The 24,419-nt window shown below is 63.2% G+C and carries 22 protein-coding genes and 1 pseudogene; 14 read left to right on the top strand and 9 right to left on the bottom strand.

The features are described 5' to 3' along the window. Positions 1 to 2: 2 nt before the first annotated feature. Positions 3 to 194 carry a DUF4169 family protein gene (locus ACX3P1_RS10570; RefSeq protein ID WP_459079537.1) on the top strand — a complete coding sequence of 64 codons (192 nt, stop codon included), beginning with the start codon at positions 3 to 5 and terminating at the stop codon, positions 192 to 194. After that, positions 191 to 433, top strand: a complete 243-nt coding sequence (locus ACX3P1_RS10565) for a ribbon-helix-helix domain-containing protein (protein WP_459079536.1) — start codon at positions 191 to 193, stop codon at positions 431 to 433. Before ACX3P1_RS10570 ends, ACX3P1_RS10565 begins: the two co-directional genes overlap by 4 nt. A 94-nt stretch (positions 434 to 527) precedes the next feature. Here the strand turns inward: ACX3P1_RS10565 and ACX3P1_RS10560 are convergent, their stop codons facing one another. After that, entirely contained in the window at positions 528 to 4,472 is a 3,945-nt protein-coding gene (locus tag ACX3P1_RS10560; protein WP_459079535.1) for an AsmA family protein, read from the bottom strand. 192 nt (positions 4,473 to 4,664) lie between these two features. Between ACX3P1_RS10560 and ACX3P1_RS10555 the strand changes: the two genes are divergently transcribed. After that, positions 4,665 to 5,297 carry a DUF1326 domain-containing protein gene (locus ACX3P1_RS10555; RefSeq protein ID WP_459079534.1) on the top strand — a complete coding sequence of 211 codons (633 nt, stop codon included), beginning with the start codon at positions 4,665 to 4,667 and terminating at the stop codon, positions 5,295 to 5,297. An 11-nt stretch (positions 5,298 to 5,308) separates the two neighbouring features. Beyond that, complete coding sequence (locus ACX3P1_RS10550) at positions 5,309 to 6,085, top strand: DUF2182 domain-containing protein (RefSeq protein ID WP_459079533.1); 777 nt, start codon at positions 5,309 to 5,311, stop codon at positions 6,083 to 6,085. A gap of 12 nt (positions 6,086 to 6,097) precedes the next feature. Here ACX3P1_RS10550 and ACX3P1_RS10545 read toward each other — a convergent pair whose 3' ends face one another. Continuing rightward, entirely contained in the window at positions 6,098 to 7,507 is a 1,410-nt protein-coding gene (locus tag ACX3P1_RS10545; protein WP_459079532.1) for an FAD-binding oxidoreductase, read from the bottom strand. Between the two features lie 103 nt (positions 7,508 to 7,610). Here ACX3P1_RS10545 and ACX3P1_RS10540 point away from each other — a divergent pair, with 103 nt between their 5' ends. Both ACX3P1_RS10540 and ACX3P1_RS10535 read left to right on the top strand, forming a co-directional pair. Further along, positions 7,611 to 8,096: a thioesterase family protein gene (locus tag ACX3P1_RS10540; RefSeq protein ID WP_459079531.1), complete on the top strand. Its 486-nt coding sequence runs from the start codon at positions 7,611 to 7,613 to the stop codon at positions 8,094 to 8,096. A 129-nt stretch (positions 8,097 to 8,225) separates the two neighbouring features. Beyond that, on the top strand, positions 8,226 to 8,435 hold the full coding sequence (locus tag ACX3P1_RS10535) for a hypothetical protein (protein ID WP_459079530.1): 210 nt from the start codon (positions 8,226 to 8,228) through the stop codon (positions 8,433 to 8,435). A gap of 8 nt (positions 8,436 to 8,443) precedes the next feature. Here ACX3P1_RS10535 and ACX3P1_RS10530 read toward each other — a convergent pair whose 3' ends face one another. Continuing rightward, complete coding sequence (locus tag ACX3P1_RS10530) at positions 8,444 to 8,692, bottom strand: hypothetical protein (protein WP_459079529.1); 249 nt, start codon at positions 8,690 to 8,692, stop codon at positions 8,444 to 8,446. A 226-nt stretch (positions 8,693 to 8,918) separates the two neighbouring features. Between ACX3P1_RS10530 and ACX3P1_RS10525 the strand changes: the two genes are divergently transcribed. Further along, a complete protein-coding gene (locus ACX3P1_RS10525; protein ID WP_459079528.1) occupies positions 8,919 to 9,314 on the top strand; it encodes a hypothetical protein in 396 nt (131 codons plus the stop codon). An 84-nt stretch (positions 9,315 to 9,398) separates the two neighbouring features. Here the strand turns inward: ACX3P1_RS10525 and ACX3P1_RS10520 are convergent. Then, positions 9,399 to 11,711, bottom strand: a pseudogene (locus tag ACX3P1_RS10520) (glucose/quinate/shikimate family membrane-bound PQQ-dependent dehydrogenase). A 187-nt stretch (positions 11,712 to 11,898) separates the two neighbouring features. Between ACX3P1_RS10520 and ACX3P1_RS10515 the strand changes: the two are divergent. The 3 genes from ACX3P1_RS10515 to ACX3P1_RS10505 all read left to right on the top strand — a co-directional run bounded on the left by ACX3P1_RS10515 (position 11,899) and on the right by ACX3P1_RS10505 (position 16,626). After that, a complete protein-coding gene (locus ACX3P1_RS10515) occupies positions 11,899 to 14,619 on the top strand; it encodes a UvrD-helicase domain-containing protein (protein WP_459079527.1) in 2,721 nt (906 codons plus the stop codon). A gap of 399 nt (positions 14,620 to 15,018) precedes the next feature. Then, positions 15,019 to 16,344 (top strand): DUF2778 domain-containing protein, encoded by a 1,326-nt coding sequence (locus tag ACX3P1_RS10510; RefSeq protein ID WP_459079526.1) that lies wholly within the window; start codon positions 15,019 to 15,021, stop codon positions 16,342 to 16,344. Between the two features lie 84 nt (positions 16,345 to 16,428). Continuing rightward, positions 16,429 to 16,626, top strand: a complete 198-nt coding sequence (locus tag ACX3P1_RS10505) for a hypothetical protein (RefSeq protein ID WP_459079525.1) — start codon at positions 16,429 to 16,431, stop codon at positions 16,624 to 16,626. 16 nt (positions 16,627 to 16,642) lie between these two features. Here the strand turns inward: ACX3P1_RS10505 and ACX3P1_RS10500 are convergent, their stop codons facing one another. Together ACX3P1_RS10500 and ACX3P1_RS10495 are read right to left on the bottom strand one after the other, a co-directional pair. After that, positions 16,643 to 16,924 carry a hypothetical protein gene (locus ACX3P1_RS10500; RefSeq protein WP_459079524.1) on the bottom strand — a complete coding sequence of 94 codons (282 nt, stop codon included), beginning with the start codon at positions 16,922 to 16,924 and terminating at the stop codon, positions 16,643 to 16,645. A 93-nt stretch (positions 16,925 to 17,017) separates the two neighbouring features. Beyond that, complete coding sequence (locus ACX3P1_RS10495) at positions 17,018 to 17,446, bottom strand: low affinity iron permease family protein (RefSeq protein ID WP_459079523.1); 429 nt, start codon at positions 17,444 to 17,446, stop codon at positions 17,018 to 17,020. A 281-nt stretch (positions 17,447 to 17,727) separates the two neighbouring features. Here ACX3P1_RS10495 and ACX3P1_RS10490 point away from each other — a divergent pair, with 281 nt between their 5' ends. Further along, the gene (locus ACX3P1_RS10490; protein ID WP_459079522.1) at positions 17,728 to 18,915 is read left to right on the top strand and encodes a hypothetical protein; all 1,188 of its coding nucleotides are present in this window, start codon (positions 17,728 to 17,730) and stop codon (positions 18,913 to 18,915) included. A 62-nt stretch (positions 18,916 to 18,977) separates the two neighbouring features. Here the strand turns inward: ACX3P1_RS10490 and ACX3P1_RS10485 are convergent, their stop codons facing one another. The 3 genes from ACX3P1_RS10485 to ACX3P1_RS10475 all read right to left on the bottom strand — a co-directional run bounded on the left by ACX3P1_RS10485 (position 18,978) and on the right by ACX3P1_RS10475 (position 20,759). Next, entirely contained in the window at positions 18,978 to 19,325 is a 348-nt protein-coding gene (locus ACX3P1_RS10485; protein WP_459079521.1) for a hypothetical protein, read from the bottom strand. Positions 19,326 to 19,516: 191 nt separating this feature from the next. After that, positions 19,517 to 20,155: a DapH/DapD/GlmU-related protein gene (locus ACX3P1_RS10480; RefSeq protein WP_459079520.1), complete on the bottom strand. Its 639-nt coding sequence runs from the start codon at positions 20,153 to 20,155 to the stop codon at positions 19,517 to 19,519. Positions 20,156 to 20,255: 100 nt separating this feature from the next. Beyond that, a complete protein-coding gene (locus ACX3P1_RS10475; RefSeq protein ID WP_459079519.1) occupies positions 20,256 to 20,759 on the bottom strand; it encodes a CreA family protein in 504 nt (167 codons plus the stop codon). Positions 20,760 to 20,962: 203 nt separating this feature from the next. Here ACX3P1_RS10475 and ACX3P1_RS10470 point away from each other — a divergent pair, with 203 nt between their 5' ends. From ACX3P1_RS10470 to ACX3P1_RS10460, 3 genes are all read left to right on the top strand, one after another. After that, the gene (locus ACX3P1_RS10470) at positions 20,963 to 21,541 is read left to right on the top strand and encodes an SCO family protein (RefSeq protein WP_459079518.1); all 579 of its coding nucleotides are present in this window, start codon (positions 20,963 to 20,965) and stop codon (positions 21,539 to 21,541) included. 17 nt (positions 21,542 to 21,558) lie between these two features. Next, positions 21,559 to 22,434: a 50S ribosomal protein L11 methyltransferase gene (locus tag ACX3P1_RS10465; protein ID WP_459079517.1), complete on the top strand. Its 876-nt coding sequence runs from the start codon at positions 21,559 to 21,561 to the stop codon at positions 22,432 to 22,434. Between the two features lie 132 nt (positions 22,435 to 22,566). Next, a complete protein-coding gene (locus ACX3P1_RS10460; RefSeq protein WP_459079516.1) occupies positions 22,567 to 24,411 on the top strand; it encodes an aminopeptidase P family protein in 1,845 nt (614 codons plus the stop codon). Positions 24,412 to 24,419 lie beyond the last annotated feature (8 nt).

Here is a 24,419-nt window from a genome sequence, read left to right as displayed (position 1 = left end):
CGATGACTGAGATCGTCAATCTCCGCATGGCGCGCAAGCACAAGGTGCGCACGGACAAGGAGCGCCAGGCCGAACAGAACCGCGCCCTGCATGGCCGCTCCAGGGCTCAGCGCGATAGCGACCGCAAGGCCGCCGAACAGGCCGAAAAATTCATCGACGGCCACCGCCTCTCGCGCGATACGGACGAACAATGAGCCTCGTTCTGAAGCGGTCGGTGACCATTCGCGGCCACCGCACCAGCTATTCGCTCGAAAAACCGTTCTATGACGATCTCGTCGCGATTGCCGCTTTCCGGAGCATGACATTGGCCGCGCTTGTGGCCGCCATCGACGAAACACGCCCGGACGGGGCCAACCTTTCGTCAGCGCTCCGGCTTTATGTACTGGCCTGGGCCAAGCAGGCAGCTTCGGTCAATCAGGTCCATAGGCCTTAGAACCGGACCGGAAGGCGGCATCGGCTCTCGGGCTATTCTGAAGCTTTATCAAAATGTTAGAGCGCCATTTTGATTCACTTTTCGAAGCACAAAATCAACCGCCGCTCAGCGATTTCAGCAGGTTTTCGATGGAAAACGGCTCCGGCTTGGCTTTCGGCGCAGGCTGATCGGCTGACCAATTGTCGTTGGCCGGCGGAAGTGGCGCGCGCTCGATCTGGGCTTCCGCTTCTGCGGCCTTGCGGGCCGCCAGTGCCTGCGCGGCGGCTTTCGCGGCCTGATCCTGTGCCGCAGCTTTCGCGGCCTGATCCGCCTTGCGCCGCTCTTCGTCAGCCTTGGCCTTTGCCTCAACGGCAAGGCGCGCTTCCTCGTCGGCCTTCGCCTTGGCTTCAGCCGCCAGTTTCGCCTTGGCTTCAGCCGCCAGTTTCGCCTTGGCTTCAGCCTCGATCTTCGCTTGATAGTCGGCGGCGGCCTTGGCGCGCGCCTCGGTTTCGGCCTTCACCCGCAGTTCCTCCAGCAACCTGCGCTCCTCGGCCGCCTTGTCGCGCGCCACCTGTAGCGAGGCATAGTAGCGAACCTCCCGCCGCAGCCGCTGCTTTTCCAGAAGCTCCGCCTGCATCGCCTCGACCCGCCGCTGTTCCTTTTCCAGCGCACGCTGGGTCAGGAACTGCCCAAGCGGCTCGCTGTCGAACACGCGCTGCGCCGCGCCGAGCGGGCCTTCGAGCGTGAAATTCATCGCCGGCTCCGAACCCACCAGCGCCTCGTCGCCGGGCTTGTAGGTCACGCTTCCCCTGCCCGAAATCGTCGCAGCGCCAAGGTCTGCGGAAAGATCGACCGAAAGCGTCGCAGCCGGGTTTTCGAGATTGACGGGGGGAGCGCGAAGCACGCCGTTGGCGATGGTGAAGGCGGCCTGCGTATCCTGCGCCGCGAATACTCCGTCGGCTGCGATCTGCGGTGCGAACTGCGCCGTCTTGGCCGCATCGATGTCGCGGCCAACCGCATCCGCCCTGGCGATCAGCGGCGCAAACGCGTCCGGATTGACGCCCGCAACCGTCAATCCTTTCAGCGAGGCCGAGCCGGAACCGGACAGCGCCGCAATCATCCCGTCGACCGATTTGCCCCCGGCCGAAAACTCCGTCGAAAAGTCGGCCCGGCCGCTCAAGGCGTTGCCTGCCAACGCTAACGCAAGATCCGCATCGGCAAGTTTCAACTGGCCCGAAAGCAGTCCGGTCCCGTCATTATTCTTGAGGTCGAATGCGCCCGACAGCGCCCCGCCATACAGCTTGGCGTTCAGGCCCGAGACGCGAATTCCGCCCCGGTCCACCTTCAGCGCCAGCGACGCGTCATAGGCGGTGGCAAAAGGCCCGACTGATAGCGTGGCGGTCGTGAGATCGAGATCGGCGCTGAAAGGGGTCACCGACTTCTCGCTGAAGGGGGCCGACGGCCAGTTTCCGTCCGCACCGACGAATGCCTCATCGCCGAACAGCGTCGCGGCCATCGGGTCGAGATCGAGTTCGTCGAGCGCCAGGGAGCCGGCAAGATGCGGCAGCCCGTCCTTCACGTCCACATTGACGTCGCCGGAAACCGCGGCCTCGTTGACCGCGCCGGAAAGCCCGCTCAACACCAGCAGCCCGCTGGCATAATCCGCATCTGCGGTGAAATTCGCCGCCATGCCCGTTCCCATGCCGGGCAGGCCCATGCCGGTCGTCATCAGCCACGGTTCCGCATCGGCAGCATCGAGGTCGACCTTGCCCTTGATTGCCGCCCCCTGTTGCGTGTCGGCAATGGTGCCGTCGAACCCGGCCTTGAAATCCAGCCCGGACAGGCTGAAAATGGTTGCCATGCCGCCGGCCAGCGAGCCCTTGGCCGAAATGTCCGTGCTCGCCTCGCCGACCATGCCCAACGGCAGCACCGGCAGGCCGTAGAGCGCCAGAAGCGCCGTGGCGTCGGTATTCTTGGCACTGAACGTCAAGGCCAGCGGGGCTTTGGAGAGATTTTCCAGCGTGCCCTGCCCCGACAGGGAGGCTGAAAAGCCGGTCCCACCGGCCTTTCCTTGCGCGCTCAGCGCCACGCCGGTCGTGCCGTTGCCGTTATGCGCCGCACTCGCCACCAGATCGATCCGCGCATCCTGCAAAAGCTCGGGATAGGCGGCAATCCGGTCGGCCAGCCCTTTGAGCCACGCATTGCCGGGATAGCGCTGCACCGCGGCATCGACCAGCGGCCGCAAATCGACGGCGACCACGGAAGCGTCAAGGTCGCCGGTCGGGCGTGCCGGGAAATCCTTGATGCGGCCGGTGGCGCTGATCGAGGCACCCTCCAGTCCGCCCACCGCAAGCCTGTCCACCTCCAGCAGCCCGTCGCGCAGGCGAAGTGCCGTGTCGAGCGTATCGGCGGTCAATCCGCCAACCGTTACCGGCCCGGCCTTGATCTGGAAATCGAGGTCGCGGTCGGAAAAGCGGTTGGAACCTTTGTCGCTGACGAACAGCGAGGCGAAGGCAGCAAGACCGTCCACGTCGAGTTCGCCGCCATCCAGCTTCATCCGCACCGAAGGCCGGGCGTCAACCGGGCGGTTCGAATCGATCCGGCCGGAAAACCTGGCTTTGCCGAGGACGATTTCCAGATCGCTGAACGTCTGGCGCTCATCGGTCACGTCGACATTCGCCTTGAAGCCGGCTGCCGGTAGCCGCCGGATCGCCTCGTCGACATCCCTGGACAACCAGGCGGCGAAGCCCGACGGCTGCGCCACCGCCAAAAGCAGCGAACCGGTAAAGCCGAACTTGTCGGTAAGGCCAAGTAGCCCGCTGGCTTCCAGCGTCGTGCGACCGGGCAGCGTTGCCGACAGCGATTTCACGGTCCAGCCGGACGGAGCCGGTTCTGCCGAAAGATGCACGTCGCGAATGGTGGTGTCGCCGGCAACCACGGCTGGCAGTTTCACCTCGACGGTGCCCGGAATGGTCGGCTTCGGCAGAGCCAGCAGCGTCCGCTCCAGCGCGTCTATCCGCTGCGCCAGCGTCAGCCCCGTGCCGGCCTCACCGCCAACCGCCTCGTCGAACTGCACCTGCGCGCCGCTCGCCTCGACGGAAAAGCGTGGCTTGAGGCCAAGGTCGATGGAGGCGGTGCCATCAGCGGAATAGGGATTGTCCAGCGGACCGGTTTCAAACCGGAATTCATCGATGCCAAGCTTCTGGTGGTCGAGCGAGAATTTGCCGTTCAGCCGATAGCCCGGCTCCGCCTTCTGCGCGGCCTTGTCGGCGCGGACCTTCACCGCCTGGCCGTTCGAACCCCGCAACTGCGCCTCGTTGCGGTCGTCCCCTGCAATCCTGAACTGCCCGGCATAGACAACGGCGCCGTGGTTCATGCCGACATTGCCGTCGCTCTCGATCACCAGGGGATAGGCGTCTGGGTCGAGCTTGAGGCGCAGCCGCATCTGCCCTGCCGCCTCAACCCTGCCGGTCGAGGCCGTTAGCCTGGCGCGCAAACCGTCCAGCTTGAGCGTTCCGTCCATACGCCACGGCCCGGCCAGCGATTTGGCCGAAATGGTCGCGTCGACCTGCGAAAGCAAATGGCTGCGCCCGCCCGCTTCGTGGCGCAACGCGATCTGCCCGTCCGTAACCGTCAGCTTCTCGATCGAGATCTGGTTCAGGTCGAACGGCGACGATGGCCGCATCGCCCAGTCGACAGTGCCATCGGCGGCAATGTCGATGGTGGCGCTCGGCCGCACCAGCCGCATGTCGAAGATCAGCACCTCCCCGCGCAGGAACGGCGCGAGTTCGGCATCCATGGAAAACGTATCGACCGTCATCGCCGGCTGACCGTCCGGCCCGCCGGCAACCGAAACATCGGAGAACGTCACCGAGGGAAACGGCAGCAGCCTGGCGGTCGCGTCGCCCCGCACGATAACCTTGCGGCCAAGAATCGCGCTCGCCTCACGCTCGAAATCGGCCCGGTAGCTGGTCCAGTCGACAAAATACGGCCCCACCAGCGCCGCACAAAGCGCCAGCACGAACAGACCTCCGACAATCACGAACAGGCGAGCGAGCATCAACTCCAGTCAATCTGTCGATTTGAATTCCGGCATTTCGATTCTGGCGCACTCTACCCGCATCGCCATGTCGATAAAGAGGCAAATTGGCCGCCAGCACGTTGGGGCTACCTCGTTTGGCTGACTCCACCGGCAGATGGAATAGGAGTATTGTTTGCGGTTATCCCGGAGAACCCCCCAGGGAGGCTGAAAATGGCATCCGAGAACTGGAGACTGGAAGGCGAGTGGATCAAGAACTGTAATTGCGCTTTCGGTTGCCCTTGCGACTTCAACGCAAGGCCGACCAATGGCCACTGCGAAGGCCTCGTGGCGATGCATATCACCAAAGGCCACTATAACGAGACCAAGCTGGACGGATTGTGCTTTGCCGTGACCGTTCATTTCCCCGGCGCTCTGCACGAAGGCAATGGGCAGGCCCAGCCAATCCTCGACCAGCGTGCAAGCCCTGAGCAGATCGAGGCATTGGGCGCGATCCTGTCGGGCGAGCATTCCGACGAAGGAACGCTTTTCCACATCTTCAGCCTCATCGTCACCACGCATCACGACGCAATCGTCGCGCCATTCGAATTCCAGTTCGACCAGAAGGGGCGCATGGCGCGTCTCGTCGTTCCCGGTGTGCTGGAAACCGATGTCGAGCCGATCAAGAACCCGGTGACCGGCGCGCCCCACCGTATCCAGGTGGTGATGCCGGAAGGCTTTGAGCACAAGGGCGCGGAGGTCGCCTCCTCCAACATTCGCAGCCTTGGCGCGATCAAATTCCAGACGACGGCAACGCATAGCTCGCTGGCCCATGTCGTGCAGACGCCGCAGGGCGTGGCGGCCTGACGGTCGAAGCCATGGGTGTGCTCGCCACCCTGCACCGGCATGACCGGGCAATCGTCGCCGCGCTCCTGCTCGGCGTGATGCTGATATCGTGGCTCTATCTCCTGACCGGGGTTGAAATGCCAATGCCGGAAATGGCCGGCATGGCGATGCCGATGGCCGCACCGGACTGGACCGTCGGCCACTTCTTCCTGATGCTTGTCATGTGGTCGGCGATGATGGCGGTGATGATGCTGCCGAGCGCCGTCCCGATGCTGCTGTTCTACGATTCCATCGCGCAAAAGCGCAGCGGCCCCGCCATCGGCCTGACCATTCTGTTCGCGCTCGGCTATCTCGTGGTCTGGCTTGGCTTCAGCATAGGCGCCGTCGTCCTTCAATATGCGCTCGACAGGGCCAATTTGCTGTCGCCGCTGATGCAGACGACCAGCGCCGTGCTTGGCGGCGCTATCCTGGTCGGCGCCGGGCTCTATCAGTGGACCCCGCTGAAACAGGCATGCCTGCGCCGCTGCCGCTCGCCGCTGGATTTCGTCATGACGCAGTGGCGCGCCGGCAATCGCGGCGCGCTGTCGATGGGGCTGCGCCACGGCGCATTCTGCCTCGGCTGCTGCTGGATGCTGATGCTTTTGCTGTTCGTCGGCGGCGTCATGAATTTCGCCTGGATCGCCGGCATCGCCCTGTTCGTGCTGGTCGAGAAGCTTGCGCCCGCCGGCCACTGGATCGGCAAGGCCGCTGGCTTGTTTCTCATCGGCTGGGGCGGTTGGGTACTGGCTTCCCTCGCCTCGGCGGCCTGAGCGCCCAAAAGCTTACGCCGGCAAAACCTTGCCTGGATTGAGGATATTCAGCGGGTCGAGCGCCTGCTTGATGGTGCGCATCACATCGACGCCATGGCCGTGCTCGGCGCGCATAAAGCCGGCCTTGCCTTGGCCGATGCCGTGCTCGCCGGTGCAGGTGCCGTCCATGGCAATGGCGCGCAGATTGAGCCGCGCCACGAATTTCTCGACCAGCGCGATCTCGGCCGGATCGTCCGCGTCCATCAGCACCAGCGTATGGAAATTGCCGTCGCCGGCATGGCCGACGATCGGTGCGATCAGCCCCATTTCGGCGATGTCCGCTTCCGTCTCGGCCACGCATTCCGCCAGTCGCGAGATCGGCACGCAGACATCGGTCGATAGGCCCTTCGAGCCCGGCCGCAACGTCATCGAGGCCCAATAGGCATCGTGCCGCGCCTTCCACAGAAGGTTGCGCTCCTCGGCCACACGTGTCCACAGGAACGGCCCGCCGCCACTGTCTTCCGCAATCTCGCCAAACAGTTCGGCCTGTTCGGCGACCCCCGCATCGCTGCCATGAAATTCCACGAACAGGCACGGGCTTTCGGGATAATCGAGATGGGAATAATTCTTCATCGCCCGCATCTGCAGCGCATTGACCAATTCGATCCGCGCCACCGGAATGCCCATCTGGATGGTCGCGATGACGGCGTTGCACGCCGCATCGAGGCTCGGAAACGGGCATACGCCACCGGAAATCGCCTGCGGGATGCCGTGCAGCCTGAGCGTCAGTTCCGTGATGATGCCGAGCGTGCCTTCCGAACCGACGAGAAGCCGCGTCAGATCGTAGCCGGCCGCACTTTTCCGGGCGCGTTTTCCCGTCGTCACCGCCTCGCCGTCCGCCATCACCGCCGTCAGCGACAACACGTTCTCGCGCATCGTGCCGTAGCGCACGGCGTTGGTGCCCGACGCCCGCGTCGCCGCCATGCCGCCGAGCGAAGCGTTCGCGCCGGGGTCGATCGGGAAGAACAGCCCGGTATCGCGCAGATATTGGTTGAGGTCCTCACGCGTCACGCCGGGCTCGACGGTGCAGTCGAGATCCTGCGCGTGGACGGCAAGCACGCGGTTCATCCGCGCCATGTCGAGCGAGATGCCGCCGCCCGGCGCATTGGTGTGGCCCTCCAGCGAAGAACCGACGCCGAAGGCGATGACCGGAACACGGTGCGCGGCACAAGCCCGCACGATCTCCTGCACCTCCTGCGTCGTTTCCGGAAACGCCACCCCGTCGGGCGCTTGCGTCGGGATATAGGTGGTGGTGTGGGCATGCTGGGCGCGGATCGCCTGACCGGTCTGGAACCGCTCGCCGAAGCGCTGCTTGAGGATGCCGAGCACCGCCGAAATGCCTTCCTCGTTGCGTTCCACGCTCGACAGGTCGCTCAGCGCCATGCTTTCCTCCGCGAATGGGCCGGTGCGACCCTGATTTTTTCAATAGAGAGGTAGTCTCTCGCACTGTGTCGTGTCCAGCAACTTGCCAGAAGGAGCTTTTTTGATGCCCGTGCCCGCCCTGTTCGTATCCCGCCCGATGGACATCGAGAAAGACTGGATCGACTATAATGGCCATCTCAACATGGCCTATTACAATGTGCTGTTCGATCGCTGCGCCGACCAGGCGCTCGACGCCATGGGCATGGGGCTGGACTATGTGAAAGAGCGGCGGCTGACGATCTACACGGCGGAAGTGCATGTCTGCTACGTGCAGGAACTGCATCTCGACCACAAGGTCGTCGTCAGTTTCCAACTCATCGACCACGACGCCAAGCGGCTGCGCGCCTACCAGGAAATCCGCCATGTCGACGGCTGGCTTGCCGCGACCTCGGAAACGCTGTCGCTGCATGTCGACATGGAAGGCCCAAAAGTCGCGCCCTTCCCCGAAGACGTGCTGGCCAAGGTCGAGGCGATGCGCGCGGCCCATGCCGGCCTGCCGATGCCGGAACGCGCCGGCCGCTCCATCGGCATCCGCCGCAAAACCGCCTGAGCGCGCATTAACCTTACCAACTGTTAAACGCGAACGAGCAGACCTTATGCGTTGATCGAATCAGCGGACCGTCGGAGATTCGTCCCCAGGGCAACGAGCGGTGGGGCCGACACCGTATAAGGGACAGGCATGAGCACCGATATCAAGGTTGAAGCGGCAAGGCTGGCCGCCGATCCCGCCATCACCGACTATGACTTCTGGCGCTCGCTGAAAAACCTCAACAACGAGATATTTCACATCGCCAACAGCAACGAGCCGATCCCCTTCACCATGATTCGCTGGCGCGCCGTCCTCAGGCAGGCGCGCATGAGACGCGGCCACGCCGCGCCCCTTTCCTGAAAGCCGGTTCAAAAAACCAGGGCAAGCGTCGAGGCGATGGCCATCAGCGTCGCAAAGCCGATAAGCGCCGCATAAACACGCGGCATGTCGAAGATCATGGCATGCCCGGCAATCCAGGCAATCGTCGTCGCGCCGAGCGCGAACAGGAACGCGTCGCGGTCATGAAAGCCGATTGCGGCTGCCATCAGGCCCGCGACGATGAGCGCGCCGAAGGTGATGATGACGGCAACCGCGTATTTCTCGAAATTGTCTTCCATGCCAGGTCCTTTGCGCCGCGCAATTGCCAACGGGTAGGCGCGCGATCACCGTCGCGCGTACCAATCGCAACAGGTTTACCGCATCAGTTCCAACGGACAAGGCCAAAGAATGGCAGTCGGCCCATTTGATGGGCGAGTCCCGATATTGCGGGCACGGCATAAGAGATAATTGCAAGAGGGATATATTCGCTGATACCTTGGCTTGGGGCGTGAGAGGAACGAAGCCATGGACGTGCAGGACATCGTCAACACCATCGCCAACAAGGTCAACATCGATCCGCTGACCACGGAAAAGGTCGTGGGCACCATCCTCTCGGTGCTGGAACACGAGGCGCAGGGCACCAGCGCCGAAACCCTGTTCGACAAGCTGCCGGGTTCGCTGGAACTGGCGCAGAAATACGACGTGATGGCCGCAGGGGCTGCCTCTGGCGGCGGGTTGCTCAGTTCGATTACGTCGGCGCTGGGCGGTGTGCTCGGCGAAAAGTCCGGCGCTCTCGTCAACGGTCTTTCGACATTGCAGGCATCCGGGCTTACCCTCGAGGCACCACGCTGGTCCAGCAAGCCAAGGTCGTGGCCGGCCCCAACACCGTCAACCAGGTGCTTGCCGATGTGCCGGGCCTGAAAAGCCATCTGGGGTTGTAAGGGGGGCGAATAGCGAGTAGCGAGTAGTTGAAAAAACTATTCGCTACTCGCTACTCGCTATTCCCTACTTCCCCAAAACATACGCCACCACATAATCCCCGGCCTTGGTGCCGATCGAGCCGTGCCCGCCGGCGACGATGACGACGAACTGGCGGCCGTCGGCTACCGTGTAGGTCATGGGCGTGGATTGCCCGCCGGCCGGCAAGCGCGCCCGCCAGAGTTGTTTGCCGGTGGTCAGATCGTAGGCGCGCAGATAATCGTCCACCGCAGCCCCCAGGAATGCGACCCCGCCCGCCGTGATCATCGGCCCGCCAATGCCCGGTACGCCCACCTTGAACGGCAGCGGCAGCGGCGTCATGTCGTAAACGGTGCCGTTGCGGTGCTTGTAGGCGATCTGGCCTGTGCGCAGGTCCACTCCCGCCACATAGCCCCATGGCGGCGACTGGCAGGGAATGCCGAGCGGCGACAGGAACGGCCCCATGACCACGGCATAGGGCGCGCCCTCATTGCGGTTCAGACCCTGCTCGCTGCCGCGCCCATTATCCGGCGGCGGCACCTGGTCGCGGGGAATAAGCTGCGACTTGAACGCCAGATAGGTCGGCATGCCGAACATGACCTGCCGCACCGGATCGACCGCGACGCCGCCCCAGTTGAACGTACCGAAATTGCCGGGATAGATCAGCGAGCCCTACACCGAAGGCGGCGTATAGCGCCCCTCATAGCGAAGCCGCTTGAACTCGATCCGGCAGGCCAACTGATCGAACATGGAAATGCCCCACATGTCGGCCCCGGTCAGCGGCGGCGGATTGAAGCTCAAGCCGGAGCTAGGCTGCGTCGGCGCGGTACGGTCGCCATCGATCGCACCGCCCGGCGCTGGAACTTCCGTCACCGGAACGATCGGCTCGCCGGTTTCGCGGTTCAGCACATAGATGTCGCCCTGCTTGGTCGGTCCGACCAGCGCCGGCACCACGCCATTGGCCGTGGTGATGTCGATCAGCGACGGCTGCGCCGGCACGTCCATGTCCCAGAGGTCGTGATGCACGGTCTGGCGCACCCAGCGCACCTTGCCGGTATTCAGGTCGAGCGCTGTGATGGATGACGAGTATTTTTCGACGTTCGCGCTGCGGTTCATGCCGAGTTGGTCCGGCGTCTGGTTGCCGAGCGGCACGTAGACGAGGCCCAGCTTTTCATCAGCGCTCGCCGTCGACCACATATTGGGCGAGTTGGCGGTATAGGTCTGACCCGCGGCCAGCGGCGCGGTCTGTTCAGGATTGCCGGAATCCCAGTTCCACACGAGTTGGCCGGTATCGGCATCGAAGGCGCGAATAACGCCGGACGGCTCCTGCGTCGAATAATTGTCGTTGACCGCCCCGCCGACAATGATCTTGCCGCCGCCGATCAGCGGCGCCGAAGTGGAATAATAATAGCCGGCCTTGGGATAAGGCATTCCGGCTTCGAGATCGACTGTGCCTTGCCTGCCGAAGGCCGGGCAGATTTGCCCGGTCATGGCATCCAGCGCGATCAGGCGTGCATCCGACGTCGGCAGATAGACGCGCTCGGCACAGGATTGGCCGGCCGCGACCTTGGCATCGTGATAGTAGGATACGCCCCGGCAGGTCTGGTGCTGGCGCTGGCTTTCCGGTCCGATCTTGGGATCGAAGCGCCATTTTTCCTTGCCGGTCGCGGCATCGATGGCGATGGCGAAATTATGCGGCGTACAGATGTAGAGCGTGTCGCCGATTTTCAGCGGCGTTACCTGATAGGTCGTCTCGGTCACGTCGTCGGGACCGCGAATATCACCGGTCCGGTAGGTCCAGGCAGGCTTGAGGTCGGCGACATTGGCGGTGGTGATCTTGTCGAGCGGCGAATAGCGCTGGCCGAACTGCGTGCGGCCATAATAGGGCCATTCCCCCGCCGGCGCATCGCCGCCGAGATTGGCGGTCGGGGTGATGGGCTCGGTCGGCAGATTGCCGGCAACGTCGCGGGCGTCGATGGACATGGAGTAAATAGCGACGCCAAGCGCCGCCAGGATCGAGAAAATCAGCACGGCGCGGCCATCCGACCCGACCAGTTTCTTGCGCACCCATGGCGTCAAAAGCCACAACGCCACCAGCACCACGACGCCGCCTCGCGGTGCAAGCGACCACCAGTCGAAGCCGATTTCCCACACCGCCCAGATCAGCGTTCCAAGCACGATTGCCGCGTAAAGCCACAAGGCGCTGCTCCTGCGTCGATAGAGCAGCCATGCGGTGACGAGGAAACCCAGCCCGACAAGCAGGTAATACCAACTGCCGCCAAGGGCCGCGAGCCACGCGCCGCCTATGCCGAGGAACAGGCCGATAAGGGCGAGGATGATCGTGGTGATGAGAATAGCCAAGATGATGATCCCTCAGATGCCGACTGGACACCGCGAGGCCGGTATCCGCCAATTGATCTGTGGCGCGAAACCGTTCTGTCAAAAAAACAAGCGAAACCCTCGCCATGCGCCGCGCAAAAGCCTTCAAACCGGAACAAAACGGAGACGCTTCTGGCCTTTCCGTTGCGAATCACTACATTCCAGCAAGATGTCTAGCGTTGCAGACGATATGCCCTTTTTCGATGAACCCGATGCGCGGCCCCCGGCCCCGTCGGGTATTGCCGCGCGTGCGATGGCCGCACGGCAGAGCCACAATGCCGCGCCCGATTACCTGAAAGGGCTGAACCCCGAACAGCGGCTGGCGGTGGAAACCACCGAGGGCCCGGTTCTGGTGCTTGCCGGCGCCGGCACCGGCAAGACGCGCGTCTTGACCACCCGCATCGCCCATATCCTTGCGACCGGAAAAGCATGGCCAAGCCAGATACTTGCCGTCACCTTCACCAACAAGGCGGCGCGCGAGATGAAGAACCGCATCGGCCTGCTCGTCGGCGAAGCGGTCGAGGGCATGCCATGGCTTGGCACCTTCCACTCGATTGGCGTGAAACTGCTACGCCGCCACGCCGAACTTGCCGGGCTGCGCTCCGATTTCACCATCCTCGACACCGACGACGTGGTGCGGTTGATCAAGCAATTGATCCAGGCCGACGGCATCGACGATAAGCGCTGGCCGCCAAAACAGTTCGCGCAGATGATCGACGGCTGGAAGAACAAGGGCCTCGGCCCCGCCGACATTCCCGAAGGCGACGCCCGCGCCTTCGCCAACGGCAAGGGCCGCGAACTCTACAAGGCCTATCAGGACCGCCTGCTGACGCTGAACGCCTGCGATTTCGGCGATCTCCTGTGCCACCCGATCCGCATCTTCCGCGCCCATCACGACGTGCTGGCCGAATACCACCGCCGCTTCAAATACATCCTCGTCGACGAGTACCAGGACACCAACACCGCCCAATATATGTGGCTGCGTCTGCTCGCGCAGAGGCCTAAGCAATCGGGTGAAACGGGCCCGGGCACAAATACGATGGCTCGCGTACGAGATCCGTCCTCGGGCGAGGTTAACGAGCATACGGCCGAAGGCCGAGCGACCGACGGGTCGCCCGAGCTTATGCGAGGCCCCCGCGGAGGGCCCGCGCCTACTGGCGCGGAACAGCCCGTGAGCGAAACCAGAGTCAACATCTGCTGCGTCGGCGACGACGATCAGTCGATCTATGGCTGGCGCGGGGCGGAGGTCGATAACATCCTGCGCTTCGACAAGGATTTTCCCGGCGCGACCGTCATCCGGCTGGAGCGCAACTATCGCTCGACCGCGCATATATTGGGTGCCGCCTCCCACCTCATCGCCCATAATGAGGGACGGCTGGGCAAGACGCTGTTTACCGACCGGCCCGACCCGGAAGACGCCAAGGTCAATGTCCACGCCGCCTGGGATTCCGACGAGGAAGCACGCGCCATCGGCGAGACGATCGAGGCCTACCAGCGCGGCAAGCACAAGCTCAACGACATGGCGATCCTCGTGCGCGCCTCGTTCCAGATGCGCTCCTTCGAGGACCGCTTCATCGAGATCGGCCTGAACTACCGCGTCATCGGCGGTCCGCGCTTTTATGAGCGGCAGGAAATCCGCGACGCGATGGCCTATCTGCGGGTTGTCGCGCAAGGAGCCGACGACCTCGCCTTCGAGCGCATCGTCAACGTGCCCAAGCGCGGGCTTGGCGAAGCCGCCATCCGCCAGATTCACGACACCGCCCGCGCGCTGCGCGTGCCCATGCTGGAAGCGGCGGGCAAGCTGGCCGAATCCGACGAGTTGAAGCCGAAGCCGCGCGCGGCACTTCGCGAAATCACCGCCAATTTCGCCCGGTGGCAGGGCGCGCTCGACACCACGCCGCATAACGAACTGGCCGAAACGATCCTCGAGGAGAGCGGCTACACCGATATGTGGAAGAACGACCGCTCGGTTGAAGCGCCCGGCCGGCTGGAAAACCTCAAGGAACTGATCCGGGGCATGGAGGAGTACGAATCGCTGCGCTCCTTCCTCGAACATGTCGCGCTAGTCATGGACGCGGAGCAGAACGAGAGCCTCGACGCCGTTTCCATCATGACGCTGCATTCGGCCAAGGGTCTCGAATTCGAAACCGTCTTTCTGCCCGGCTGGGAAGAAGGCCTGTTCCCGCATCAGCGCGCGCTGGACGAAGGCGGCCGCTCCGGGCTGGAGGAGGAACGCCGCCTCGCCTATGTCGGCCTGACTCGCGCCAAGAAGAACCTGCATCTGTGGTTCGTGTCCAACCGCCGCATCCACGGCCTATGGCAATCGACCATTCCCTCGCGCTTCCTCGACGAACTGCCCGAAGCCCATGTCGAAGTGCAGGAGGCGGGCAATTCCTACGGCGGCTACGGCAACCCCTATGGCGGCTCGTCCTTCGCCGGCGGACGCGGCGGTTTTGGCGAGCGCGGCCGGCAAAATCCCTACGGCGCCTCGCGCTTTGACAAGCTCGGCGAAGGCGGCGCAGAAAAATCCGGTGCCTTTTCCAACACCTACGCGACGCCCGGCTGGCAGCGCGCGCAAGCCAACCGCACCGAGGCAACGAGCCGCAACTGGGGCACCCGCTCCGGCCATCAGGTCGAGCGCATCGGCTATGGCGAAACCGATTCGGGCTATGGCGCGGGCCGTGGTTCGGTCAAGGGTCGCACCATCGACGGCGAACTGGTGGCCAAGTCGGTTGCCGACACGCCGTCCGCCTTCAGCGTCGGCGACCGCGTCTTCCACCAGAAATTCGGCAACGGCAACGTCGCCGCCGTCGAAGGCAACAAACTGACGATCGACTTCGATAAGGCCGGCCAGAAGAAGGTTCTGGACGGCTTCGTCGCGCCAGCCTGAGCGGCCACGGGTCGGTTTCGCACCGGCCCTTCCCGACACCCGCACCGTCCGTCTTGACTTCCAAATAGGCTGGACATCCCTGTTTCCTTGACTTTTCGAGCCAAAACCGGCAGTTGACAGTCTGGGATGGGCTTTGTCGGCTTCTTGTTTGCGAGAGGGAACGTTCAAAAAAAGCGGGTGCGAACCCTAAAATTCGCGATAGGCAAGGGATTGGTTAACCATCCTTGTCCATCCTTTGCATCAATCGGTAACAGATATGCGCTTGCGAGGAACGCCTTCCTGCGCACTCGCGCGGTCTGTGTTTCTGGTTGAAGAAGAGTTGCTGGTATGGCGTTTGTGCGTAGTGAAATCCGGAGCGAGAATGACGCTGCCTCATCCAGGTCGTTGACCGGATCCGGCATGGTTGTCCGCTGCGTCGCGATCTCGGGCGCGGGCCTCGGCGTGGCCTTGCTGTCGCTGGCCGGCATTGCAGGCCTCGTCCTGATCGCGACCTCGCTGACCTCGTCCCCCGGCTACTCACGCAATGCCGCAACGCCGGCGCGGCTGGCACTGGCCGCAACCCTTTACGCCGCGCCATCACAGCCCGCCTGCATGCCCGAATGCCGGCAGCGCGAGCCGTATATCGTTCAACAGGCGAAGGCGCCGCGCTCGGCAAAAGCCGTCGATGCTACCTTGAAAACGATCTCACTTTTCGATGCCGCCGCACAGCAACGTCTCGACCGCACGCACGCCTCGCTCAGCCATAACCAGCTTGCGGCAGCGCTGGCCCATGCAAAAGCTCAACTAGCCGAGCTTGACCTGAAGCGGCGTGCTTCCCTCAACGACCGCTTCTACCCGGCGGCAAGGAATGTTTCGCTCGCCGATCCTTCCGGTCCGGACGCGGCGCGCTTTGGCCCGCAGGTGGCGGAAGTCGAACGGTCGTCACGTCTGGCCCTGGCGCTTTCCGGGGCGGCTGAAATCCGGCTCGCCTATGCACCGCAGGCCGCCATGCCGACCGGACCGGCCATGCCTTTGCTGGCGGCCCTGGAAGCCACCGCGCCGGTCGAAACCGCCGAGGTCGAGCTGTTCGAAATCGCGCCGGAGCGCGTGCCTCTACCCGATAGCCGCCCGACGCTGGAAGCGGCTCAGCCGCGCCGGGCCCAGACGGCGGAGCGCCAGGCGCCCAAGCCTGACGTGCAAAAGCCTGGGCGAAGCGGAAGCGAACGGCAGCAGACATTGGCTTATGCGCCACCGGACGACGATGCGCCGAGCATCGGCCAGGCGTTCAAGAACCTGTTCTCCTCGTCCGGCTCGCCCAGCGCAGGCAACGGCGTCGCCGTGTACGACATTTCCGCCCAGACCGTGACGCTTCCCAATGGGCAAGTGCTGGAGGCGCATTCGGGCGTCGGCCACATGGCAGACAACCCTCGCTATGCCAACCAGAAGATGAATGGCCCGACCCCGCCCAACACCTACCGGCTGGTGATGCGGGAGTCCCGATTCCACGGGGTGGAAGCCATCCGGATGCTGCCGGTCGACGGCAAGAACAAATACGGGCGCGACGGCATTCTTGCCCATAGCTACCTGCTACGCGGACGCCCTGGCCAATCGCATGGCTGTGTCGCTTTCGCCGACTACGACCGCTTCCTGAAGGCTTTCAAGCAGGGCAAGATCAAGCAGATCGTCGTGGTGCCGGGGCGCTCGCGCTCGTCCACCCGCATCGCCAAGAACGGCCAGGGCGTATAGCTCCCCTTTTACCCACAGCGCGTCCTCAAAAAATCTTTCCCCACCCCTTGCGGCCGCTTCGCCTACTGGATCCTCGCCGCCGAATTGCGACGTCTGCACGACGCCGATTCCGCCTTCGTCAAGGGGCTTGGGCGCGACAGCAAGGGCAAGCTCTCGCTGCTCCTTTACATTATAGGCATCCTGCTTACCCCGATAAGCCAGTGGCTCGGCCTCACGATCTATGTGATGGTCGCCACCATGTGGTTTATCCCTGACCGGCGGTTCGAGCGTCAGTTGAGATAATACCGGCGGCGCGGACCTATCCCCGCAGCGTCTTCAGCTTTTCGGCGACGCTGGCCGCGAGGTCGCCATAACGCTCCTCCAGCCGCTCGGCCGCCTGGATGACGGGAAAATCATGCCCGAACTTTTCCAGGGCCATCGTCAATTTCTCGACGAAATCGGCCTGCTGCTCAACGGCCGCAAACAGCGTCCTGACCTGATCTTCGGTGATGGCGGGATCGGCCAGCATCTCGGCCACGGCGCGGCTCATCTGGTCGCCGGTCGCAGTTTGCTGCTTCAGAATATCCAGCCAGTCGGTCAATATCGTCTCTCCATGCTGCGGCACCATGCGCAAGCAAGGCGCTGACGGTCAACCCTTGCGGCCGGTGCAGGGCTAGCCAATCGGGGGCGGTCTTCAAGCAGTCTTCTTTTTCGACACGCGCTTGCGCGCAATGGCTTTCGTGGCGGCAATTTTGGCAAGTTCCTTGTCGTGGCGCGTCGCGGCCTGCTCGCATTTGGTACGGATCTCCTCGACCTCGCTCTCGGTCAGGTGCTCGATGCCGATGAAATGATTGTGGCCGGTGCTGACGCGAACCAGTTCGTCAAGCTTGGCCTGGATGGCCGCACCGTCGCGGTTCTGCGTATTCTGGATCAGGAACACCATCAGGAAGGTCACGATGGTCGTGCCGGTGTTGATGATCAGTTGCCAGGTGTCGGAAAAATGGAACACGGGACCGCTGACCGCCCAGACGACAACCACCGACACACAGACGGCAAAGGTCAGCGGCAGGCCCGTGATATGGGCAACCTTGTTGGCAATTTTCGTGAACTTCTGTTCGAGCATGATCCGACCTCTCCTGGCGCAGAACAAAACATTCGGCGGCCCATCGGGTTCCGTCACGGCAAGCGGTCCAAGCCATCGCCACAACTTCATACAACTTAAAAGTTTATTATATTACAATTACACTTTATGCGATTGATGAGATGGTAGCCATGCAGGCAAGAAGCCTGTTCCTTCCGCTTCACGGCGGTGTACCCCGGCCCCTTCCGTCTCGACACCCCGCAGGCGGAAGGGGCTTGACCTGCGGAGGTTCTGGCCATGCTTCCCAGCCCGTGGCGTGAAAGATGACCCCAAGACCGGCACGAAGAAATACGCATCGGATCGTAGCCTGCCTGTTCGCCCTGTGCTGGGCCACCGCCGCACATGCCGGGTCCGAAGACGGCTTTCAGGCGACATCCAGCGTCGAGCGCCATTGGACCAGCAACGCGCTGGACAGCGACCTCGCCATTGCCGACTGGTACACGCTGATGCGCGGTTCCCTGGAGCGGCAATGGGGCGGCGACCAAGCCAATGTGACGCTCGGCGCGGAATTCCAGGCAACGCGCCACGACACGGTTTCCATCGAGGACGACCGCGCGCTGGCGCTATCGGTGCAGGCGTTCCGCCAGTTGCGCCCCGGCCTCGAACTGCGCGGCTCCCTCTCCTATCGCGTTTTCGACGAAGGCGACGATTTGGCGATCGGGCCTCTGGTCCTGGGAACGAACACGCTGAAGCACATCGTCGAGGCGACGGGCCAGATCGGCGTCGATCTCGGCAATGCCACGACGCTCGTCATCGAAGCCGCCGACAGCTTCGAAAAGATTGGCTCTACTCGCTTCCAAGACGATTGGCTGCTACCGGCAAAGCTCGACCCCGACCTCAACCGCGCCCGGCTCGGCATACGGCTCACGCGGAGCCTCGGCCGGCTTTCCATCGGGGCTTCCGGCGACGCCCTTGTCGTCTCGGTCGAAGAGCTGGGCTCCCCGCCGGTGGCGCTATCGCTATCGACTTATGCGTTGCGCGGCGAACTGACCTTTTCCGCTGAAGACGGCTCGACCTTCGGCTTTTCGGCGGGGGGCGAATTACTGCGCGGGGCCAACGGCATCTACAGCCGGTTGCGCCCGACATGGCAGGCAGGCTTCACCAAGAAGCTGCCGCATGGGCTGGAGTTGCGCGGCACCTATTTCGGCCGCTACGAGACGGTCAACAGCGACGACCCACTCGCCTCCTGGCTCCGGCGCGGCCAGTTGGAAATCGGCGCGCAAATTCGCGAGAACCTGGCCCTGGCGGCGGGCGTGTTCAAGGAAGCCAAGGAAAACCTGCTGTTCGAAAACGTCGAGCGAAAGCGGGGCCTCTATGCGGAATTGACCTGCGACATCAGCCCGTTCACCGCGATCATTCTGAGGCTGGACTATTCGAAGACGTTCAAGACCGCGATCGACGAACGTCAAAGCACGATCGATGCCTTCATAGGCCTGCGCGCAAAAATTTAGGCAGGAGGGAAAAAACCCTCCTGCCCGTTGATGTGGGCAACCGAATGCCCACACCTTGACCTTTAGCGGTGGCGCCGGCTGTGCAGCTTGTAGCTGGTCCGATTGCCGACCAGCGCGCTGCCGATCCCGCTAAGGCCGACCGTGCCGAGGATGCCGTTCCCGACATTGGTCCTGTTGCCGCTGAGGATGCCCGAAACGACATTGCCGCTCAGGATCGCATTCCCGCTGAGGATATTGTTCAGCGCGGTAACATTGCCGAGCCCGATCGACGGCGAGATATTGATCAGCCCGCTGGAAACGCCGCTATTGCCTCCGATGATCTTGGTCTTGCCGCCAAAACCACCGGCCTGGGCGCTCACAGAATAGAAAGAAACGGCTGCAACAGCGACTACAAATGCGAACTTATTCATGACTTCTCTCCTTGTTGCTGACAGTGTTTCCCTCGACTTCCTTTGGTGTACCTCCACAACCATTAGGACATTTGGAGAAATGAATTGCAACTAAGGATTGCTTATATTCGCCAATACAACCCGTTTTCCATTTGTTAACGCTAATCTTTACCGTTAAGCGAAATGGTTACCGGTGCGGGCCAAAAGGCGCGTTACGCGGCGGCTTCCCAACGGTCGAGGAACGCCTCGATCGGCAGCGTCTGCATGTCGGGGATGGCTTTCGCCAGCTTTTCCGCCGGCCAGTCCCACCACGCCAAGGCGTCGATCCGTGCCGCGACGGTTTCGGGGAACCGGCGGCGCAGCTTCTTTGCCGGCACCCCCGCGACGATCGTGTAGGCAGGCACATCCCGCGTCACCACCGCGTTGGCGCCGACGATGGCGCCGTTGCCGATGGTTATGCCCGGCATTATCACCGCGCCATGGCCGATCCACACATCATGGCCGATGGCGACCTGCTTGGCCTGCCGCCGCTCGCGAAAAGCGGAATCGACGCCGAGGAAGCGGAAATACTCGTTGGGCCGGTAGCTGACCTTGTGCGTGGTCAGCCGCTCCATCGGATGCTCCAGCGCATTGATGCGGCTGTTGGCGGCGATGGAGCAGAACTTGCCGATACTCGTATAGATCGCCTCGGCATGGCGCTCGAAATAGGAAAAGTCGCCGACGCTCACTTCGCGCAGGATAACGCGCTCACCGATGGAGACGAAGCGCCCGAGCCGGCACCCCTTCAGTTCCGCAGTCGGGTGCGCGCGCGGCTCGGAATCCTTGACTAGGAGGTGTTCAGGTCGGTCCATGGAGCGGCTTTAGAGCATCGGACCGAAAAGTGGAATCCGGTTTTCGGATTATTCCGATGCTCAAAGCAAAGTGTTTCACGCGCACCACCGCAAGCCGGTGCTATTTCGGCTGGCCCTTGCTCCACACCACGCTCTGGCCGTAGAGCGGCACGGAAGTCAGCGCCATCTTGGCGGAGCCGTCCTGTACCTGGCGCGAATGCGACAGATAAATCAGCGTATCGCTCGCCTTGTCATAGATGCGGTTCACCACCTGCTTCTTCCAGATCAGGCTGATGCCCTGTTTGAAGACTTCTTCGCCACCCTTGCTCATATCGATATCGCCGATGACGATGGGGCCTGTCTGGTGGCACGAAATCGCAGAATCGGACGGGTCCTCGAACCAGTTTCCCTTTTGCAGCCGGTCGACGATGCCGCGGTCGAAATAGGAGACATGGCAAGTCACGCCCTCGACCTTGGGGTCCTTGATCGCCTCGACGACGATATCGTTGCCCAGCCAGTCGACGCCGACCTTGCCGACCTGCTCGGCCCTGGCGGCGCCGGCCGCAGCCAGCACGCACGCCGCGACAAGGCCGCCGATCCATCTCTTTCCGGTCTTTTTCAGCAAGGATGCCTCCAGATCACAAATTCGTCAGCCTCAGGTGGGAAAGTCCGCCCCGCATTGCAAGCCGCCGCCTTACGCATTAGGCCTCGCTTGGCGTGATGATTACGACATTGCGGCATTGCGGCGCTTTGCCCGACCTGCGGCAAGGCGGTATGGTCGCGCTTCCCGCTCCAAGGGCAGGCTCGAAAAAAGACGGAAATTTTCACATGATGCGCTCGATCCTGATCGGCATTCTGGTCCTGATGCTGGCCGGCATAGGCTGGCTCTCCTTCGACTGGTATCGCGGCCACTATGGCGGCGAGGCATATGGCGCTGCCTTCACCCTGACCGACCAGCGCGGCGAGCCCATCACCGAGGCGGCGTTTCACGGCCACCCCAGCGTCGTGTTCTTCGGCTTCACCCATTGCCCGGAAGTGTGCCCGACCACGCTTTTCGAACTTTCGGGCTGGCTGAAGACGCTCGGCGACGAAGGTAAGAACCTGCACGCCTATTTCGTTTCCATCGATCCGGAGCGCGATACGCCCGAGGTGATGAACGCCTACGTCTCAAACTTCTCCGACCGCATCGTCGGCATTTCCGGCGACCCCGAAAAGGTCCACGCCATGGCCAAGGCCTTCGGCATCTTCTCGAAGAAAGTCGAAACGAGCGACGGCGACTACACCATGGACCATACGGCCTCCGTGCTGCTGCTCAACGCCAAGGGTGACTTTGCCGGCACCATCGCCTATGGCGAAGATCCGAAAAACGCCCTCGCCAAGCTCAAACGCCTGGCTGCGGAAGGCTAGGAAAGCGCGCCACCCCGATGACGCAGACCAGACTCCACTTCACCGCCGGAAAAACCGTGGCGGAGCGAGCCTTCGCCGCACTCGAACCAGCCTTCGAGGAAGAGGGCCTGCCGCTGGCGATCACGGAAATCGACGAGGATCGCGATATCCACGAAATCTCGCTCTATGCCTTCGATGAGAGCGTGGAGACGGTCGAGGCACGGATGCGGGCCATCCTCGCCGAACTTTCCATCGCCACGCCGATCCAGCGCGAAGTGCTGCCCGATATCGATTGGGTGACGCGCTCGCTCGAAGGCCTGAAGCCGGTGCGCGCCGGCCGCTTCTTCGTGCATGGCTCGCATGACCGCGACCAGCTCCGGCAAGGCGATATCGCCATCGAGATCGAGGCGGGCCTTGCCTTCGGCACCGGCCATCACGGCACCACCGCCGGCTGTCTCGAAATGCTGGAAAGCGTGGTGGAGGCCAAGCATCCGAAAAATGCGCTCGATCTTGGCACCGGCAGCGCCGTCCTCGCCATCGCGCTGGCCAAGCTTGCCCATATCCCGGTGCTGGCCACCGACATCGATCCGGTGGCGGTCGAAGTCGCGGCCGCCAACGTCAGCCTCAACGATACGTCGGAACTGGTCGAAACCGTAACGGCTCCGGGCTTCGAACATCCGATCTTCGCCCAGCGCGGACCGTTCGACCTCATCGTCGCCAATATTCTTGCCGGTCCGCTGATGGAAATCGCGCCCGACATGGCGGCGCATCTGAAGCCGGGCGGCTCGCTGATCCTGTCCGGCATCCTCGACCGTCAGCACGATGCGGTAGTGTCTGCCTATGTCGCGCAAAAATTCGAGCACATCAGCACCATCCACCTCGAAGGCTGGGTGACGATCCACCTCAAGCGCTGAGCACGGCATCCTATTGCGGTCAGGGTACCTTCCCTAGGCGATAGACACCGCTGGCCCACACGCCGCCGATTGTCAGCCGATGGCCAGACCGCTAGTTTCGCGCATAACAAATCCGGCAAAGGCGTTGCATCCATGTTCCAGGCTTTCGATTCCGCCGGCGATCCTTCGGTCGGCAGACCGCGCGTGGCCAGGCTGCGCGAATGGCTGGCGAAAAACGGATTGGACGGGTTCATCGTGCCCCGCGCCGACGAGCATCAGGGCGAATACGTCCCTGCCCGCGCCGCAAGGCTGAAATGGCTGACCGGTTTTTCCGGCTCGGCCGGCGTCGCCATCGTGCTCAAGGACAGCGCCTTCGTCTTCGTCGATGGGCGCTACACGCTGCAGGTGCGCAACGAGGTCGATCTCGAAATCTTCGCCATTGAGAGCCTTGTCGACAACCCGCCGCCGGCGTGGATCAAGGACAATTTGCGCAAGGGCGCGCGGCTGGGCTTCGACCCATGGCTGCATACGCTGGGCGAGGCAAAGGCGCTGAAAGCCGCCACCGACAAGGTCGGGGCGACGCTGGTGCCGCACGACCGCAACCCGATCGACGCCATCTGGGAAGACCACCCGGCAGCCCCCGTGGAGCCGGCTGAAATCCACCCCATCGCGTTTGCAGGCGAACTTGCCAAGGACAAGCTGGCGCGGCTCGCCGCCAGCATCGAGCACGACGGCGCGACGCACGCCGTGCTGACCGACCCCGCCTCCATCGCCTGGGCCTTCAACATTCGTGGCCGCGACGTTCCGCATACGCCGCTGGCGCTCGGCTTCGCCGTGCTCGCAGCCGACGGCAGCCATCGCCTGTTCATGGACCCGGCCAAGTTTTCACGCACGGTCGCCGCCTATCTGACGCAGCTTGCCGAACTGCATGCGCCCGGCGATTTCGAAACGGCGATTTCCGATCTGGCAAAAAGCGGCGCGAAAATCGCGCTCGACCCGGTGCTGGCGGCCGAGAAGCTGAAAATGCTGATCGAGGAACGCGGCGGCACGGTCGTTACCGCCGCCGACCCGGCACGCATCCCCCGCGCCACCAAGAACCAGGCGGAAATAACCGGCTCGCGCGCCGCACACCGCCGCGACGGTGCGGCGGTCACCAAGCTGCTCTGCTGGCTCGACCGCAAAAAACCCGGTTCGCTGGATGAAATAGCGGTAGTCACCAAGCTGGAGGAATGCCGCCGCCTCACCGGCGAGGAAACGCAGATGCCACTGCGCGACGTTTCCTTCGACACGATTTCCGGCGCCGGCCCGAACGGCGCGATCATGCATTACCGCGTCTCGCGCGCCACCAGCCGCAAGCTTGGCGAGGGCGAACTGTTCCTGCTCGATTCCGGCGCGCAATATCAGGACGGCACCACCGACATTACGCGCACCGTGCCGATGGGCCGGCCAAGCGAGGAAATGCGAGAGCGCTTCACGCTGGTGTTGAAGGGCATGATCGGCATTTCGACGCTGCGCTTCCCCGTCGGCACGCGCGGCTCGGAGATCGACGCGGTGGCGCGCGTGGCGCTGTGGAAGCATGGTTGCGATTTCGCCCATGGCACCGGCCACGGCGTCGGCTCCTACCTGGCGGTGCATGAAGGCCCGCAGCGCATCGCCCGCACCGGCACGGAAAAGCTGCTGGAAGGCATGATGCTTTCCAACGAACCCGGCTACTACAAGGAAGGCGCCTACGGCATCCGCATCGAAAACGTGATCCTGGTGACGCCGGCTTCCATGATCGATCGCGGCGACCTGCCGATGCACGATTTCGAGACACTGACGCTCGCGCCCATCGACAAGCGCCTGATCGTGGCCGACCTTCTGACGCGCGAAGAATTGCAATGGCTGGACGCCTACCATGCCCGCGTTCTGGCCGAAATCGGCCCGATGCTGGACGGCGAGACGCTGGCGTGGCTGGAACAGGCGACAGCGCCGCTGCCGCACGACGAAAAAGGCTGACACCTTCT

This window comes from Mesorhizobium sp. A623 (assembly GCF_054489405.1).
The sequence above is the reverse complement of the archived record's forward strand: the minus strand, read 5'-3'. Positions and strand labels throughout refer to the sequence as shown.

Excerpts from the sequence above, each read along its gene's own strand:
- ACX3P1_RS10570 (WP_459079537.1), top strand. The coding sequence starts at position 3 with ATGACTGAGATCGTCAATCTCCGCATGGCGCGCAAGCACAAGGTGCGC.
- ACX3P1_RS10565 (WP_459079536.1), top strand. The coding sequence starts at position 191 with ATGAGCCTCGTTCTGAAGCGGTCGGTGACCATTCGCGGCCACCGCACC.
- ACX3P1_RS10560 (WP_459079535.1), bottom strand. The coding sequence starts at position 4,472 with ATGCTCGCTCGCCTGTTCGTGATTGTCGGAGGTCTGTTCGTGCTGGCG.
- ACX3P1_RS10555 (WP_459079534.1), top strand. The coding sequence starts at position 4,665 with ATGGCATCCGAGAACTGGAGACTGGAAGGCGAGTGGATCAAGAACTGT.
- ACX3P1_RS10550 (WP_459079533.1), top strand. The coding sequence starts at position 5,309 with ATGGGTGTGCTCGCCACCCTGCACCGGCATGACCGGGCAATCGTCGCC.
- ACX3P1_RS10545 (WP_459079532.1), bottom strand. The coding sequence starts at position 7,507 with ATGGCGCTGAGCGACCTGTCGAGCGTGGAACGCAACGAGGAAGGCATT.
- ACX3P1_RS10540 (WP_459079531.1), top strand. The coding sequence starts at position 7,611 with ATGCCCGTGCCCGCCCTGTTCGTATCCCGCCCGATGGACATCGAGAAA.
- ACX3P1_RS10535 (WP_459079530.1), top strand. The coding sequence starts at position 8,226 with ATGAGCACCGATATCAAGGTTGAAGCGGCAAGGCTGGCCGCCGATCCC.
- ACX3P1_RS10530 (WP_459079529.1), bottom strand. The coding sequence starts at position 8,692 with ATGGAAGACAATTTCGAGAAATACGCGGTTGCCGTCATCATCACCTTC.
- ACX3P1_RS10525 (WP_459079528.1), top strand. The coding sequence starts at position 8,919 with ATGGACGTGCAGGACATCGTCAACACCATCGCCAACAAGGTCAACATC.
- ACX3P1_RS10515 (WP_459079527.1), top strand. The coding sequence starts at position 11,899 with ATGTCTAGCGTTGCAGACGATATGCCCTTTTTCGATGAACCCGATGCG.
- ACX3P1_RS10510 (WP_459079526.1), top strand. The coding sequence starts at position 15,019 with ATGGTTGTCCGCTGCGTCGCGATCTCGGGCGCGGGCCTCGGCGTGGCC.
- ACX3P1_RS10495 (WP_459079523.1), bottom strand. The coding sequence starts at position 17,446 with ATGCTCGAACAGAAGTTCACGAAAATTGCCAACAAGGTTGCCCATATC.
- ACX3P1_RS10490 (WP_459079522.1), top strand. The coding sequence starts at position 17,728 with ATGACCCCAAGACCGGCACGAAGAAATACGCATCGGATCGTAGCCTGC.
- ACX3P1_RS10485 (WP_459079521.1), bottom strand. The coding sequence starts at position 19,325 with ATGAATAAGTTCGCATTTGTAGTCGCTGTTGCAGCCGTTTCTTTCTAT.
- ACX3P1_RS10480 (WP_459079520.1), bottom strand. The coding sequence starts at position 20,155 with ATGGACCGACCTGAACACCTCCTAGTCAAGGATTCCGAGCCGCGCGCG.
- ACX3P1_RS10470 (WP_459079518.1), top strand. The coding sequence starts at position 20,963 with ATGATGCGCTCGATCCTGATCGGCATTCTGGTCCTGATGCTGGCCGGC.
- ACX3P1_RS10465 (WP_459079517.1), top strand. The coding sequence starts at position 21,559 with ATGACGCAGACCAGACTCCACTTCACCGCCGGAAAAACCGTGGCGGAG.
- ACX3P1_RS10460 (WP_459079516.1), top strand. The coding sequence starts at position 22,567 with ATGTTCCAGGCTTTCGATTCCGCCGGCGATCCTTCGGTCGGCAGACCG.